The organism is Achromobacter sp. RT286_PF, assembly GCF_059760425.1.
The window spans coordinates 35552-50866 of sequence record NZ_JCBAMR010000024.1 but is presented as its reverse complement, the minus strand read 5'-3'; the positions used below and the strand labels follow the sequence as shown (position 1 = coordinate 50866).

Sequence of the window (15315 nt, the reverse complement as noted above, 5' to 3'; positions counted from 1 at the left end):
CTCCATTGATTTTTCCAATCGGTCAGATCAGTGCGGACTTTTCCATGGGCGGAAAAATGGGGCCGCAAAGGCGGCCCCAGGCCATTCAGCCGGACAACGACCGGCGCGGATTACGCCGCGCAGTCCGCCCAGCAGTTGGGCGTTTCGTACAGGCGCACGCGGGTCAGGCGCAGGTCGGCGCCATAGTGGCCGTGGTAGTGCGGGGCCAGCGTGTCGAAGACGATCTTGGCCAGGTTCTCGGCCGTGGGGATGCGGTCCAGCACCACGGTCTTGTGGTCGGGCAGGGTATCCAGAAAACCGCGCACGGCGGCATCGCCCTCGAACACCAGGAAGGCGTGGTCCCAGACGTCCACGATGTGGGTCTTGGCGATGTGCTTGATCTCGGAAAAATCCATCAACATGCCGTTGTCGGATTCGCCCGGCGCCTGCACCACGTCGCCCGTCAGGGTGATTTCAAGTACATAGCGGTGGCCATGCAGATTGCGGCACTGGCTGCGGTGGTCGGGGATGCGGTGGCCGGCGTCGAATTCCAGCCTGCGGGTCACGGAAATCATCGCGCGGTCCGCCGCGCGTGGGGGTAAATCATGGAATGCCTATGTATTTGTGGGTCTGCAAACTCAGCCGCCATTGCGGATGCTGCATACAGTACTGAACGGCCTTCTCGGTGTTGGCCACGCGCGCGGGGCCGTCCATGGGTTGCAGGAAAAAGTGTTCGAAATCCAGGTGCGCAAAGGTCTCGGGCAGGGCGTTCAGCTGCGGGTAGACCAGCTTCAATTCATGGCCCCGATCAATGACGATGGGCGCGGTGCCCTTGGGGCTGACACAGATCCAGTCGATGCCGGCGGGCGGCTTGACGGTGCCGTTGGTTTCGATGGCCACGGTAAAGCCGCGTGCGTGGATGGCGGTCAGTAGCGCCGCGTCCAGTTGCAGCAGCGGTTCGCCGCCGGTGAAGACCACGTAGCGGTCTTCGGTGCCGGGGCCCCACGTGGCGGCAATGGTGTCGGCCAGCAGGTCCGGCGTGGCAAATTTGCCACCGCCTTCGCCGTCGGTACCGATGAAGTCGGTGTCGCAGAACGTGCAGGCGGCGCTGGCGCGATCGCTTTCGCGGCCGGTCCACAGGTTGCACCCCGCAAACCGGCAAAATACCGCCGCGCGGCCTGCATGGGCGCCTTCGCCTTGCAGGGTTTTGAAGATTTCTTTGGCGGTGTAGGTCATAGAGGTTGCTGGCTAGGGGTTGCTAGCCACCCAGGGTCAGCATCAGAATCGGGCAAAAGCGGAATATTTTACTTGGTATAGACTCCCGGCCTATGTTTCATGTCCAAGATTCCCTGTATATCGACGAACGCGACCTGACGTTCAGCATGATCCGCGCCCAGGGCGCGGGCGGCCAGAACGTCAACAAGGTGTCCAGCGCCGTCCACCTGCGCTTTGACGTCCGGGCCTCGCATCTGCCGCAAGAGGTGCAGGACGCGCTGTGCGCTGTCAGCGATCACCGCATCTCGAAAGACGGTGTCATCGTCATCAAGTCGCAGTCGTTTCGCAGCCAGGAAAAGAACCGGGCCGAAGCCATCGAACGGCTGGTGACGCTGGTGCGCAACGCCATCCAGGTCGACAAACCGCGCCGCGCCACCAAGCCCACCCGCTCATCGCAACGCCGCCGCGTGCAGCGCAAAGTGCTGCACGGCGAGGTCAAGCGCCTGCGGGGCCGCGTGCAGGGCGATTAAGCAAAAGCAAAGCCGCAAAACCTTGTTGCCCGAAGGGGCATGACTGCATATCGAACTTCTTCGATTTAAGATTCGATAAATTGCGATATACCAATATGACCCAACCCGCTTCCGCTTCCGCATCGTCCGCAGGCCAGACCGGCGCAGAGCCCGGCATTGATGCCGACGCCATCATCAAGGCGTTGGCCAATCCGGTGCGGCGCGACATTCTTGCGTGGCTGAAGACGCCGCATGCGTACTTCGAGGAACGTCCGGGTCACACCTTCGAACACGGGGTGTGCGCGGGCCACATCGACGACCGCTGCGGCTTGTCACAGTCAACCGTGTCCTCGCACCTGGCGGTGTTGCAGCGCGCGGGCCTGATTACGTCGACCAAGGTGGGGCAGTGGGTGTTTTTCCGTCGCAATGAAGTTGTGATTGCCGCATTCCTGCGGCAGTTGAACCAGGATATGTAGGAACTTCATGAGCAAGCTGTTTGAACCCCTGCGCGTCGGCGCGTTGACCCTGCGCAACCGTATTGTCATGGCCCCCCTGACGCGCCAGCGCGCCAGCGAAGGCCGCGTCCCCAACGACCTGATGGTCGAGTACTACACCCAGCGCGCGGGCGCCGGCCTGATCTTGTCGGAGGCCACCGCGGTGACGCCCCATGGCGTGGGCTATGCCGACACCCCGGGCCTGTGGTCGCCCGAGCAAGTGAAGGGCTGGCGCAAAGTCACCGCCGCCGTCCATGACAAGGGCAGCCTGATGGTGGCCCAGCTGTGGCACGTGGGCCGCATTTCCGACCCGATCTTCTTGAATGGCGAGCTGCCCGTTGCGCCCAGCGCCATTGCCGCCGAGGGCCACGTCAGCCACGTGCGCCCCAAGCGCGCCTATGTCACCCCGCGCGCGCTGGAAACGGCCGAACTGGCAGGCGTGGTCGACGCCTACCGTCACGGCGCGAAAATGGCCATGGAAGCCGGTTTCGACGGCGTTGAAGTGCACGCCGCCAACGGCTATCTGCTGGACCAGTTCCTGCAGGACAGCACCAACCACCGCACCGACCAGTACGGCGGATCGCTGGAAAACCGCGCCCGCCTGCTGCTGGAAGTGGTCGATGCCTGCGTGGCCGTCTGGGGCGCCGACCGCGTGGGCGTGCACCTGTCGCCGCGCGGCGACGCGCACACCATGGGCGATTCGGACCCCGCCGCGACCTTCCTGTACGTGGCCACCGAGCTGGGCAAGCGCGGCATTGCGTTCGTGTGCGTGCGCGAGCATGAAGGCCAAGACAGCCTGGGACCGCGCATGAAGGCCGCGTTCGGGGGCGTCTATATCGCCAACGAGGGCTACACGCGCGAATCGGCCGAAGCGGCCATCGAAGCGGGGCGCGCCGACGCTGTGGCTTTTGGCGTGCCGTACATCGCCAACCCGGACCTGGCGCGACGCTTTGAACTGAATGCGCCGCTGAACACGCCGGTACCGTCCACGTTCTACGCGCAAGGGGCGACCGGCTACACGGACTACCCGGCGCTGCCGTAAGTCCCGGTGCAGGTGGCGCTGTTGCGCTGCCCGCGCCAACATCCGCGTCATCCCCCCGCGCCATCCCCCGGGGCTGTCAACGTCTCAGGCGCGGGCCGGCTAGAACACCGCGCGCATCGGGTAGGTAAACAGCCCGAAGTGCGCGGCGTTCAGGCCCAGGTGCGCCAGCACCGCCGCTGCCAGGCCACCGTAGCGATAGGCGACGCCGTAAGCCACGCCGGCCATCGTGGCCAGCAACATCCATTGCCAGCCGCCGGCAAAGTGCGCCAGCCCGAACAGCAGCGCGGCAACACCCAATGCCGCCCAGCCGCCCCAACGCCGATTCCTCCAACACGTGGCCAGTTGCTGCTGCACATAGCCGCGAAACAGCGCTTCCTCGGCCACCGTCACCAGCAACGCGTTATTGAGCAGCCAGATCCAACCGGTGTCGGGCCACTTGGGCGCCCAGCCCACCACGCCCAGCGCCAGTGCAAGGCCCAGGCAGACCAGCACGGCCGCCGCGCACGCCAGCAGCGCTGCCGCCAAAGTCCGGCCGGCGATGTGGACGGCAATGCCCCCCGCATTGCCGCCCGCATGGCTTCGCGCGTCGCTGCCGACAGCGCGGCCCGCGTCCGCGCCCACGTAGCCTTCCACGTAGCCGCCCACCATGGGCGGCGCCAACACCAAGATCACCCAGAACGCGACCAGCGGTTTATCCAGATTCAAGTACATGCCAAACGCCACGGCATCCGCGCTAAGCGGGGCGGGCGCGATGACTTGCGGGTTGTAAAAGCCCGGTATCAGATGCAGAAAAAGCGCGGCGGCCAGCAGCACGAACAGTAGATGGCCGAAAAGGCGCAGGGCGGGCAGGGGTGTGGCGGGGGAATTGGCCTGGAAAGTCGGCCTGATGCAGACGGCGGCCAAAGCCAACAGTGCGGGCGCGGCCAGCGCCACCGGATCGATCACCCCATCCCTCCATGCCCACGCCCAGGCCATCGCCAACGGCACCAGCGCCCAGCGCCGCGTGGCGGGCGGCCAAAGCATCAAGGCGGCAAGGAACAGGGCGGGCCACGGACTATACAAAGGCATGAATGCGTTAGGGCGGGGAATGCGAAGCGCAAAGTGTAAGGCCCGAGCCGGCGGGTAAGCGCGACATGGCACTAAGAACCCGCGCAACGCTGCACCGGCCAACACCGGCCTTTTCATTTAGCCGCATTCGGGCGACCATGCCGCAGCGGCGGCGACGTGCCCGCCCCGTATCCGGCCCGGTTCACGTGGCCGCAACAGGAGTCGATATGAAGATGATTGCGTGGTTGATGTTGGCGGCGGCCATTTTGCCGTTCGTCTCAACAATTGTGGCGAAGGCGGGCGGGCAGAAGTTCGACAACAACGACCCCCGGGCCTGGCTGGCGCGCCAGGAAGGATGGCGCGCGCGCGCCAATGCGGCCCAGATCAATACGTTTGAATCGCTGCCGTTCTTCTACGCGGCCGTGCTGTTCGCGCTGTACACGCAGGCGCCGCCCGCCCACGTCGCCACGTTGATGGCGTGCTGGTTGGGCGTGCGTCTGGGTTATCTGGCGATGTACCTGGCAGGCTGGGGCGCGCTGCGTTCGGTGGTGTGGACGATCGGCGTGGGCTTTGTCATCGCGATCCTGTTTTCCGGCGTCTGAGCGGGGGGGCTGGTCGTGACGGTGGCCGTCACTTCCAGACCATCACTTCCATTCAAATACCGCGCGCCCGCTGCCCGCGCCCTGCACGTTCACTTCGCGCTCTTGCGCGCGGCCTTCGTACGTTGCCGAGACCTTGTAGGTGCCCGCGGGTAGCTTGATCAGCATGTACGGGCCTTCGGCCGTGGTCTTCAAGACTTCCTTGCCTTGCGCATCGCGGATGACCACGGCCACGCTGGCCACGTAGTCGGCCTTGCCCTCGCGCTGCGCCGCGAAAGTCAGCGACAGCGGGTAATCCTTGGCGGCGGCCTTCATGGCTTCCGATTCATCAATGCCGATACCGCCGCTGATGTACTGCACCGAGCCCTGGTGCTGGACCGCCGGCAGCGCGGCCTGCGCCGTCGACAACACGCCCGCAATCGCCATGCTGCCCAGCGCCATCATGGCCGACATGGTGCAGCGTTCAATGCGTTTGTTCATCTGATTCTCCTGAAGTGGACGAGTACGTTTCGACCTGGGCGCCGGCAAGGAGTTCGCAGCGGTGCGTCTGCAAGATCAACCGATTGTTTCCGCCGCGCGGCCGGCAAGCCCGGCCAGCATATCCCCGCGCGCTTAGGCTTTCCAGTCGAACGCCAGGCGGCTTTCGCCGCTAAGCGTGCCGTCAGGTGAAAAGCGGCGTTCGTCCAGCTGACCCGAGCCCCCGTCGAACAGAACCAGCACGCTGGAACTGCGCGTTCCGTAGTCGGGGCTGACGATGAACGGGCTGCTCAACAGCCTTTCGCGGTCGGGCGGCAGGCCGGTGGCGGGCATGTCATCGTCCGTGGCGGTCTGGCGGTCGGCCAGCGCGTCGAACAAGGCCGGCAGATCGGGTTGCGGCGAGCGGCCCAGCACATCGGTAAACGCCGTCTTGGTACGGGCGAGCTTGGGCCAGGGCGTATCCAGCAAATGGTTCGACAAGGCGTAGATGCCGGGGTCAAGCGGGCGCGGCGGGCCGTCGCGGTTGCTCAGGTACCAGGCCTGGCGCGTGTCGCCCACGATCAGGTTGAAGCCGTTATACGCCTGGTCCGATTCATGCGTGCGGGCCAGGTAAACATCGGGCGGCTCGTCGCCACGCAGATAGTCTTCAACCAGCGCTCCGCGCGACGGGGCGGGGTTCAGGTGTTGGCCCGGTTCGCGATAGTTGGTCACCAGTGCAAAGCGCCCGCGCGTGGTCACGCCCATCCAGGTGCCGCCCGCCAAGCCGTCACGGCCCGCGTAGACGGTGGGCGCATCAGCCCATTGCGCTATCGGATGCGTGGGTCGCGCGTGGAATTCGTCGCGGTTGGCGGCGATCAAAACGGGAATGCCCGACAAGGCGTGCAGGGCCAATACGGCAAGACACATGGTTCAGACCTGGTGGGAAGTTGGGTGGGGTGGGCGCGCGCCCGGCGTCGTTGCAGCAAATTCCGGACCAGTCAGCGCGGCGCGCAGGTTCTCGATCTCGGCGGCCACGTCGGCCAGGGCGGGCGTTGGCGCGGTGATGGCAGCGTCCGGCGGCGGCGTGCCGTTGGCCACCGCCACGCTCAGTGCATGCAAGGCCTGCGCAAGCAGCCCCACCTGGGCGGCAGTGGGCGCGGGCTGGCCGGGCGGCAGCGACCAGGCGGTGTCGGACACCGCGTTGGCCACGCGTTCCAATGCGACCTCAACCGGCCACCACGCCAGCGCCCGGCGGCTGACCAGGCGGGGCTCGGACAAGCCCCGTTGCAAGGCAATGCGCAGGTCCGACAAGCTGGCGTAGGCCCGCGCGCGCAACGCATGGCGGTTGGCGGCGTCCGCCTGGAATACGGTGTTGACGTAGGCGGCCAGTGTGTCCATCGCGGCGGAAACTGCGTGGTCCAGGTTGTTGCGTTCGATGCGTATCCAGGGCAGATAGCCCACCAGCAACACGATGCCGGCGGCCACGCCCACGTCGATCAGCCGGGCCAGCGCGATGGCCCACGAGCCCGGCTGCAAGGCCCCGATCAACAGCATCAGAATCGGCACCAGAATGGCGGAAAACAGGCCGTAGTTGCGCCGGATGGACCACGGCAGCAACGACGCCAGCACCGCCACCGTCAACAGGCTGGCGACGCCGTTCTGGTCCACGGCCAGCACGGTGGCGCTGATGGCCACGCCCACCACGCTGCCGCCACAGCTTTGCAGCGCGCGCGCAAATACCGAGCCAAAGTTCGGCTTGAAGATCACCACGACGATGAGCGGCACCCAGTACGAACGCGGCAGCGATGCGGCCAGCGCCACGGCTTCCGCCGCGATCAGGCACAGGCCCAGCCGGACCAGGTAACGCACGGTGGTCGGGCCGGGCCGATAGGTGCGGGCCAGCACGCGCCACGGCGTGCGCGGGGGCGCGGGCGTCAAGCCATCCAGCGGGTCCACGTCGGCCGGCTTGACCCCTTGCATCAGGGGCAGCGCCTGGGCCAGGGCATCCGCCAGCTGCGGCATGCCGGCCTGGCGCAAGGCGGCGATGTCGTCATCCGGGGCGGGCTCGCGGTCGTTTTCGACACGGTCGGCCAGGTGGTTCATCACGCGCGCGCAGGTGGGCGGCAGCGGGCGCCCCGCACGCGCCAGCGCCAGGGCGGCATTGGTCAGCGGGGTGCAGGCTTGCAATTGGGCCGCCAGCCGGGCCAGGCGCGGCGATGGGCCGGCGGCGCGCCCGCGTGCCGCCAACACGGTGTCGTAGGCGGTGGTCATGGCCGCTTCCATGTCGCGCCGCGCGATCATCGTGCGCGACGTGCCAATGGCGGCAAACAAGACGGCCAGCTTGCGGTAGGCCAGCGCGACGGCGGCGCGTTCCGGAGCGATCGGGTTGATGACCCAGCCCACCAGCGTCAACCCCAGGCCGAACAGCCCGCCCGTGCCGACCAGCACGGACGGCAGCCACGGCGGCAGGGTGGACGTCAGGCTGGAGCCGACGATGACGTACACCGCGAATTGCAGCGTGGCCACCGCCGCGATGTTGTTGAAGGTGCCGACCAGGCTGGCAATCAGCACCAGCACTGTCATGGCGGCCGACGTCCACAGCCCGTGGCCGGCCACCAGGTTGCCCAGCAGGTAACCCAGCGCGCCGCCCAGCACGGTGCAGCCGATGGACAAGGCGCGGTTGCGATACGGGCCGCCGTTGTCGCCCGTAATGGCCGGCAGCGCGCCCAGCGCCACCAGCGCAGCGGCCGCGCCTTGGCCCAGTGCCAGCCCCACGGCGCAGGGCAGGCCGATGGCCAGCGCCGCGCGCAGCGCCACCCAGCGGCTGACGGGCGAAGGCTCCATGTGCGCCAGGCTCATCAGCCAGCGCATGTTGGCGCCGCGCGCGCCGTGGCGGGTCAGGGGGCGGGACACGGTGGCCTCATGGCGGGGCGTCAGGGCTTGATCAGCGGCGCGACGTCGGGCGCCGCCAGCCGGAAGTAGTCTTCCGTGTTCAGCAGGATGGAAGCGTCCAGGCGCCCTGCGTTGAACACGATTTCGTCGTGGCGGCTGCGCAGGCTGGGGTCCACCAGCAGGTGCAAGTCGGGGTTGAACGAGAAGGGCGGGATGGCGCCGATTTCGCAGCCGGTCAGTTCGCGGGCCAGTTCCTGCGAGGCCAGCGATGCTTTCTTGCCGCCCGCCGCGCGCGCGATGGCGTCCAGGTCGGCCTGTTTGTCGGCCGGAAACACGGCCAGGACGTTCTTGCGCAGGTTTGACGAGATCTTCACCCGGCAGACCAGCGCCTTGGCGCCCTGGCTGACTTCGGTGCCACGGATGGCGGCCACTTCGACCGAGCGGCCGGCGGCGGGGTGGTGGATCAGGCGATGGCGGGCCTGGTGCTGGGCCAGCAGGGCTTGCAGGCGTTCAAAGACTTCCATATCGATGGCGGCAAAGGGGGTGGGGATGGACGGCGGGCCCGGGCTTGGCGCACCCGCCCCGCAGTCGCATGATACGCCCGCGCCGGGGTCAGATTTCGCCGGTGAAGGCGTAGCCCCAGCCCCACACGGTGCGAATCGGCAGCTCTACGTTCACGTCCTGCGCCTTGCGCCGCAAGCGGCTGACCACCACATCGGTGCGGCGCACCGATTCACGGCCCGCCTGGGCGTCCGAGCCGGACGCGTCGCCACGCGGCAACCGCTTGTCGGCCGACGTTGTCAACCTGAGCAGGAATTCGCGTTCGGCCAAGGTCAGCGACAAGCGCGTGCCTTGCGGGCTGACCAACGTCCAGGCGGCGTCCAGAAACTGCCACTTGCCGGGAGGTTCGGGCGCGGCGGGCGCCGCGGGCGTGGTGGCGAAGCGGGGTTCGGCCTCGGCCGCCATGGGGCGGCGGCCGGTGGCGGGCACGCGCCGCACCAGGGCTTGCAGTGCGGCGGCGATTTCGGCGGTGGCCACGTCGTGCTGAAAACACGCGTCGGCGCCGCAGTGCAGGCCCAGGATGCGGTTTTCGGGCGAATCGAAGCTGGACACCGCGATGATGCCGGCGGTGGTGTCCATGGCGCGCAGGCCTGCAACCGCCATGCAAAGATCGGTCAGCTCGGCTTCCATCACCAGCAACGGCGTACGGCGCGCCTGAAACAGGCGAAACAGGCCGTTGGAATCCTCGCACCGGCGGGGCGAGAAACCCATGTCGGCCAGTTCGTCGCTGCGGCGCGCGCGTTGGTCGGGATCGGGTGAGAAGACGATCAGGTCTAGTAGGTCATTCATGAATCGTAGTGATCTTTGCAGCTTCAGCGCATGCATGATGCTACGAAAACAAGGGTTTCCTAACCCCGCTCAACGCCACTTTCGTACCCGAATTCTCAGACATGATTGCCCGGCAGCAACACGGCGCGCGCCCCGGTGTGGACCAAACAATGTTTGAATCGCGCGCCAGGGCGTATTGGCGCGCTCCGCCCGCTGACAGGGGGTTGAACAACAGGCGTTAAAACGGCCCGCAACCGCACCCGAACGGTGCATAAATAGCCCCTGCGGCCGCGTTAAAACCGCTCTACGGGTTTTGCGGCTCGTTCCACCAGCCGCCGCCCAGCGCCTGCAACAGCGCCGCCGTGTCGGCGTAGCGTGCCGCATCGGCTTCGCTGCGCGCGATGCGGGTTTGCAGCAGTTGGCGTTGACTATCCAGCAGGCTTTGGTGGCTGATGCCGCCCGCCTGAAAGCGGCCTTGCGCAATGCGCAGCGCGTCGTCCGCGCGACGCCAGGCGTCGTCGTAGGCGTTGAACGCGTCCGCGTCGGTCTGCACGGCGCGCAACGCGTCGGCCACCTGGCGGAAGCCGTCCAGCACCGTTTGGCGGTAGGCGGCAGCCGCCGCTTCGTAACCCGCTTCGGCCGCACGCTTGCGCGCGCGCAGTTCGCCGCCGCGAAAAAGCGGTTGCACCAGCCCCAGCCCAAGGCTCCATACATTCACGCCGTCCGATAGATCGCCCGCGCGTGTGCGCTGGGAACCGAAACTGGCGGTGAGTGTGAACTGCGGATACTGGTTGGCGGTGGCCACGCCCACGTCCGCCGACGCCTTGTGCCACAGCGCCTCGGCGGCAAGAATGTCCGGCCGCTGGCGCGTCAGTGCGGAGGGCACGCCGGTGGGAATGTCGGGCGGCAAGGTCAGCTCCGCCAGGCGCAGGGGCGGCGTACGCAGCGCGGCGGGCGGCTGGCCCAGGTACACGGCCAGCTGATGCGTGGTCTGCGACAGCTGCTTTTCCAGCGGTGGCAGCGTGGCGCGGGTTTGCGCCACCAGCACTTCCTGGTTGCGCAAATCGGCCTCGGCCACGCCGCCCAGCGCCACGCGTTGCCGCATGATGTCCTGCTGGCGCTGCTGCGCGTCCAGCAGGTCGCGGGTGGCGGCCAGGCGCTCGGACAGGTCGGCCTGGCGGATGGAGGCGGTTACCACGTTGGCCGCCAGCGACATGCGCGCGGCTTGCAATTCGTGGGCCTGGTAATCCACCTGCGCCGCCAGGCCTTCCAGCGCGCGCCGATTGCCGCCAAAGACGTCCAGCGTGTAGGACACGTCGATTGACGCGTTGTACAGCGTGAAAGGCGGAGGCGGCTGCGTGACCGGCACGCCGAACGCCGATGGGTCCACCTTTTGCCGCGTGGCGGACAGGTTGGCATCGGCCGACGGCAGCAGCCTGCCGCCCGTTTCTGCGTCCAGCTCTTCGGTAGCCTGCCGCAGCGTGGCGCGCGCCTGGGCCAGCGTGGGGCTGGCTTCAAGCGCCTGACGCACCAGCTGGTCCAGCGCGTCCGAACGGAACAGCCGCCACCATTGCGCGGGAATGTCCGCGCCGGGTTGCAGGCGTTGTGCGCTAGTGGCGCGTTGCGCGTTGTCATCGGCCGTGTAGGAAGCCACGGCGGGCGGGTTCGGTGAAGTGAAATCAGGCCCGACGGTGCAGCCGGTGGTGGTCAAGGCCAACAGGCTGATCGCCGCCGGCGGCATCGCCAGCACCACCGCACGCAAACGAAAAACCATAAAGGGACGGGGAAAACGTGGCATGGCGCGTCAATCCAGAGTGCGGCGGTAGAACTTCACGGCGGCGGTCATCACGACCGCGGTGAACAGCATCAGCGGCCAGATGCTGGGCCACAAATCCCACCAGCCGTTGCCCTTGAGCAGGATGCCGCGGATCAGCCGGTTGAAGTGCGTCAGCGGCAGCAGGTTGCCCAGGTACTGCGCCCACATGGGCATGCCCTGAAACGGGAACATGAATCCGGACAGCAGCATGTTGGGCAGAAAATAAAACATGGTCAGCTGCATGGCCTGCAACTGGTTCTGCGCCAGCGACGACAGCGTGATGCCCACCGTCAGGTTGGCCGCCACGAACAGCAGCGCCGCAAGATACACCGACAGCAGGCTGCCCAGGATCGGCACATGGAAAACGAAGTGCGCGGCCAGCAGGATGATCGTGGCCTGGATCAGCCCGATGGCGATGTACGGCACGATCTTGCCGGTCATGACCTCCAGCGGGCGCACCGGCATCGACAGCAGGTTTTCCATGGTGCCGCGCTCGCGTTCGCGCGTCATGGCCAGACCCGTCATCATTACCAACGTCATCGTCAGGATCACACCCATCAGCCCGGGCACGGTGTTGTATTGCGAGATCTGCTCTTCGTTGTAAAGCCGGTGCACGCGCACGTCGAAGGGCGGTTGCCCGCCCGCCAGCTTGGCCAGCGGGCCGGTCAGGTCCTTTTGCGCCACGGCTTGCGTCAGCTGCGTGGCCGCGCCAATCGCCATGCCGGTGGCCATGGGGTCGGTGGCGTCGGCTTCGATCAGCAGCGCCGGCCGTTCGCCGCGCAGCAGGCTGCGGGAAAAATCCGGCGGTATGGTCACCACGAACAGCACGCGGCCCTGCGCCAGCGCGGCGCGGCCGGCTTCTTCGTCGCGCAGTTCTTCGGTGATGTGGAAGTAGTCCGACGATTTCATCGCCGCGATGAAGCTGCGCGTGAACGGGCTGTGGTCGGCCGTGATGACGGCCGTGGGCATCTGCTTGGGGTCGGTGTTGATGGCGTAGCCGAACAGCGCCAACTGCATGATGGGCAGGCCCACGATCATGCCGAAGGTGATGCGGTCGCGGCGCAGCTGCAAGAATTCCTTTAGCACCATGCTCCACCAGCGCGCCCACGAAAAGCCTTGCAGATGGCGCATCATGCGGGGCTCGCGAAGTTGTCAGTGGACCGGTTCATCAAAAAGATGAACACGTCTTCCAGGCTGGTGTCGATGCGTTCCAGACGCAGGCCCTGGCCGCGTATCGCGTCCCGCAAGGTGCGTTCCAGCAGCTCGGCGTTCTGGCCGCTGACGTGCAGCGCCGACCCGAACGCCACCGTCTGGTCCACGCCCGGCGCGCTGCGCAGGCGTTGGCCCAGCGGCACCAGGTTGTGACCATGGATGGCCCAGGTGGATAGCCGTTGCTCGGCAATCACCTGCTCGGCGGTGCCTTGCGTCAGCAGCTTGCCGTACGAGATATAGGCCAGCTTGTGGCAGCGTTCGGCCTCGTCCATGTAGTGCGTGCTGACCAGCACCGAGATGCCGCGCGCCGCCAATTCGTGCAGCTGTTCCCAGAAGTCGCGCCGCGCGGTGGGGTCCACGCCCGCCGTCGGTTCGTCCAGCAACAGCAGGCGCGGTTCGTGCAGCAGGCAGGCGGCCAGCGCCATCCGCTGCTTCCAGCCGCCCGACAACGATCCGGTCAGCTGGTTGGCGCGGCTGTGCAGGCCCAGGTCTTCCAGCGCGCGGTCCACGGTCTGGCGGCGTTGCGGCATGTCGTACATGCGCGCCACAAAATCCAGGTTTTCGCGGATCGTCAGATCGTCCCAGTACGAGAACTTCTGCGTCATGTAGCCGACATGGCGCTTGATCTGCGCGCTGTCTTTCACAATGTCGTAGCCCAGGCAGGTGCCGCTGCCGGAATCCGGCGTCAGCAGACCGCACATCAAGCGGATGCAGGTGGTCTTGCCGCTGCCGTTGGGGCCCAGGAAGCCGAAGATCTCGCCTTCCTGCACGCGCAGCGATACGTCGTTGACGACGTGCTTGTTGCCAAAGCGTTTGTTCAAGCCTCGCACGTCGATGACGGCCTTGCCGGAATCGGGCGCGGCCGGCGGAAGGTTGGCGGGGTGCCCAGCGGGGTGATCGGCGGGGTGGTTAGGGGGCGCGGTCATTGCAGCGTGGCCTCGACCGGCTGGCCGGGATGCAGCCGCGCCGCCGCGTCGGGCGTGGGGCGCGCTTCCACCATGTACACCAGCTTGCTGCGGTTTTCGCGGCTGTAGATGACGGGCGGCGTGTATTCGGCCTGGTCCGACACGTAGTCGATATGCACGGGTATCGGATCGCCGCAGCCGTCGCAGCGCAGGCTGGCTTGTTGGCCCGCTTTTAACGAGCCGACCACGGTTTCGGGTACGAAAAAGCGCACCTTGATGTTGCCGGGCGGCAGCAGGCTGACCACGGGGCTGCCCGCCGGCACCCATTCGCCCACGCGGTACATCGTGTCGAACACGCGGCCGGCCGCCGGCGCGGCCAGTCGTTTTTGAGCAAGCGTCCAGTCGGCCTGGGCCAACGTGGCGCGGGCCGCTTCAACCGTGGCCGCCTGGGCCACGCGCTGATCCTCGCGCCCCGGCAGGTTGGCCACTTCCAGCTGCGCGCGCAATTCGCGCACGCGGGCGGCGTCCGACTGCGCTTGTTCGCGGCTGTCATCCAATTGCGCACGGGCGATGCCGCCAACGCGAAACTGGGCGTTGTCGCGTTGCAGTTGTGCGGCGGATCGCCGGCTGGCGGCCTCGGCCTGCGCCAGCTGCGCGCGGCTGACATCGATTTCCGCCGGGCGCTTGCCCGTGCCGATGTCTTCCAGTTGCGCGATGGCGGCGGCAAGCTGCGCGCTGGCCTGGTCGCGGGCGGCCCGTTCGCGCGTGGCCTCCAGCGCGAACAGCGGCGCGTTGGCGTCCACCTGTTGTCCGCGCTTGACGGTCAGCGCGTCCAGGCGGCCCGCTTCGGACGACGCCACATAAACGTAGTCGCCTTCCACATAGCCTTGGTAGAACGGCGTGGCCTCCTGGCCGCAGCCGGCCAGCAGCGCGAGCGCCAGCGTCGGCAGGGCGAAAGCGATACGAAAAAGGGCAGGGCGGGGGCGCAGGGTGGGCATGGTCAGGTCGCGTCGGCGGGTTGGGCGGGCGGCGAGAACAGGCCGCCGGTCAGCATGGCGATGGCGTGGTCCGCGATCGCGTCGGTATCAATGGCCTGCATGGGCGGGTTGCCCTGCCACAGGCGGCGCCACAGGTTCGACGTGGCAAGGGGCAACAGCGTCAGGCCCAGGATGGACAAAAACACCAGGCGCGGCTCGACGCCCGGCGTGATGGCGCCGCGTTGCTGCGCCTGACCGATCACGGCGGCGAAAGCGGCCAGGCGTTCGGTGGGGACATGAGGCAGCACGCGTTCGCGCAGTTGACCGCCTTCGTTGACCACTTCATGGATCCACAGCGCGGGCAGCCAGGGCCGGTCGGTGGCGCTTTGCACGATGCGCTTCACGATTTCCACCAGGTAGCCGCGCGCGGCAGCGGCCGGGTCGGCGCTTGCGGCAGGCGCCGGCTTCGTAGACTTGCCGTCGTTGCCACTATCGGCGTCGCCGCCTTTGGCATCCGACGCCAGCGGGACGGGCGACCACACAAAACCGATCACCGGCACGACGCGCTCAAGCACGACGGCGTCGATCAATTGGTCGCGGCTTTTGAAGTAGTAATGCAGCATGGCCGGCGTGACGGCCGCGCGCTGGGCGATGTGCGCGATGGTGGTGGCGGCCACGCCCTGGGCCGCGAACAGGCCCGTGGCGATGTCCAGCAATTGTTCGCGCATGGCGGCGGCATCGGGGCGCGCCGGGCGGCCGGGGCGGCGCGCGCGCGGCGCATCAACGGGGGAGGGGGCAGACGCGGACAGCGATTTGTTCATGTCGCGCAGTTTAATTAATCTT

Annotated in this window: 17 protein-coding genes; 4 read left to right on the top strand and 13 right to left on the bottom strand. The window is 67.2% G+C overall.

Annotated features, from left to right (window positions below; genetic code table 11):
• Positions 1 to 110: 110 nt before the first annotated feature.
• Together queD and queE are read right to left on the bottom strand one after the other, a co-directional pair.
• A complete protein-coding gene (gene queD, locus AC6LJY_RS18385; RefSeq protein ID WP_046807864.1) occupies positions 111 to 554 on the bottom strand; it encodes a 6-carboxytetrahydropterin synthase QueD in 444 nt (147 codons plus the stop codon).
• A 28-nt stretch (positions 555 to 582) separates the two neighbouring features.
• A complete protein-coding gene (queE, locus tag AC6LJY_RS18380; protein WP_104143859.1) occupies positions 583 to 1215 on the bottom strand; it encodes a 7-carboxy-7-deazaguanine synthase in 633 nt (210 codons plus the stop codon).
• 92 nt (positions 1216 to 1307) lie between these two features.
• On the opposite strand from queE, the gene arfB reads away from it, so the two are divergent.
• The 3 genes from arfB to AC6LJY_RS18365 all read left to right on the top strand — a co-directional run bounded on the left by arfB (position 1308) and on the right by AC6LJY_RS18365 (position 3239).
• Entirely contained in the window at positions 1308 to 1724 is a 417-nt protein-coding gene (gene arfB / locus AC6LJY_RS18375) for an alternative ribosome rescue aminoacyl-tRNA hydrolase ArfB (RefSeq protein ID WP_046807866.1), read from the top strand.
• A gap of 95 nt (positions 1725 to 1819) precedes the next feature.
• Positions 1820 to 2179, top strand: a complete 360-nt coding sequence (locus tag AC6LJY_RS18370) for an ArsR/SmtB family transcription factor (RefSeq protein WP_046807867.1) — start codon at positions 1820 to 1822, stop codon at positions 2177 to 2179.
• A gap of 7 nt (positions 2180 to 2186) precedes the next feature.
• Positions 2187 to 3239, top strand: coding sequence for an alkene reductase (locus AC6LJY_RS18365; protein ID WP_498136513.1), 1053 nt, complete (start codon positions 2187 to 2189; stop codon positions 3237 to 3239).
• 99 nt (positions 3240 to 3338) lie between these two features.
• On the opposite strand, the gene AC6LJY_RS18360 is transcribed toward AC6LJY_RS18365, so the two are convergent.
• On the bottom strand, positions 3339 to 4307 hold the full coding sequence (locus tag AC6LJY_RS18360) for a CPBP family intramembrane glutamic endopeptidase (RefSeq protein WP_498136512.1): 969 nt from the start codon (positions 4305 to 4307) through the stop codon (positions 3339 to 3341).
• Positions 4308 to 4513: 206 nt separating this feature from the next.
• On the opposite strand from AC6LJY_RS18360, the gene AC6LJY_RS18355 reads away from it, so the two are divergent.
• Positions 4514 to 4888 carry an MAPEG family protein gene (locus tag AC6LJY_RS18355; RefSeq protein ID WP_314365704.1) on the top strand — a complete coding sequence of 125 codons (375 nt, stop codon included), beginning with the start codon at positions 4514 to 4516 and terminating at the stop codon, positions 4886 to 4888.
• Positions 4889 to 4930: 42 nt separating this feature from the next.
• Here AC6LJY_RS18355 and AC6LJY_RS18350 read toward each other — a convergent pair whose 3' ends face one another.
• The 10 genes from AC6LJY_RS18350 to AC6LJY_RS18305 form a co-directional block, all read right to left on the bottom strand.
• Positions 4931 to 5365: a carboxypeptidase-like regulatory domain-containing protein gene (locus AC6LJY_RS18350; RefSeq protein ID WP_120155357.1), complete on the bottom strand. Its 435-nt coding sequence runs from the start codon at positions 5363 to 5365 to the stop codon at positions 4931 to 4933.
• Positions 5366 to 5497: 132 nt separating this feature from the next.
• Positions 5498 to 6268 (bottom strand): NRDE family protein, encoded by a 771-nt coding sequence (locus AC6LJY_RS18345; protein ID WP_498136511.1) that lies wholly within the window; start codon positions 6266 to 6268, stop codon positions 5498 to 5500.
• Between the two features lie 3 nt (positions 6269 to 6271).
• On the bottom strand, positions 6272 to 8254 hold the full coding sequence (locus tag AC6LJY_RS18340) for an FUSC family protein (RefSeq protein WP_498136510.1): 1983 nt from the start codon (positions 8252 to 8254) through the stop codon (positions 6272 to 6274).
• A gap of 20 nt (positions 8255 to 8274) precedes the next feature.
• A complete protein-coding gene (locus tag AC6LJY_RS18335) occupies positions 8275 to 8757 on the bottom strand; it encodes a YbaK/prolyl-tRNA synthetase associated domain-containing protein (RefSeq protein ID WP_046807890.1) in 483 nt (160 codons plus the stop codon).
• Positions 8758 to 8845: 88 nt separating this feature from the next.
• A complete protein-coding gene (locus AC6LJY_RS18330; RefSeq protein ID WP_314355596.1) occupies positions 8846 to 9583 on the bottom strand; it encodes a response regulator transcription factor in 738 nt (245 codons plus the stop codon).
• A gap of 283 nt (positions 9584 to 9866) precedes the next feature.
• Complete coding sequence (locus AC6LJY_RS18325) at positions 9867 to 11360, bottom strand: efflux transporter outer membrane subunit (RefSeq protein ID WP_498136509.1); 1494 nt, start codon at positions 11358 to 11360, stop codon at positions 9867 to 9869.
• Between the two features lie 6 nt (positions 11361 to 11366).
• Entirely contained in the window at positions 11367 to 12512 is a 1146-nt protein-coding gene (locus AC6LJY_RS18320) for an ABC transporter permease (RefSeq protein WP_104143866.1), read from the bottom strand.
• Entirely contained in the window at positions 12509 to 13516 is a 1008-nt protein-coding gene (locus tag AC6LJY_RS18315) for an ABC transporter ATP-binding protein (RefSeq protein WP_498136508.1), read from the bottom strand. Before AC6LJY_RS18315 ends, AC6LJY_RS18320 begins: the two co-directional genes overlap by 4 nt.
• Complete coding sequence (locus AC6LJY_RS18310; RefSeq protein WP_314355597.1) at positions 13513 to 14493, bottom strand: HlyD family secretion protein; 981 nt, start codon at positions 14491 to 14493, stop codon at positions 13513 to 13515. The genes AC6LJY_RS18315 and AC6LJY_RS18310 overlap by 4 nt, the downstream gene beginning before the upstream one ends.
• Positions 14494 to 14495: 2 nt before the next feature.
• A complete protein-coding gene (locus tag AC6LJY_RS18305) occupies positions 14496 to 15293 on the bottom strand; it encodes a TetR family transcriptional regulator (RefSeq protein ID WP_314355598.1) in 798 nt (265 codons plus the stop codon).
• Between the last annotated feature and the right edge of the window lie 22 nt (positions 15294 to 15315).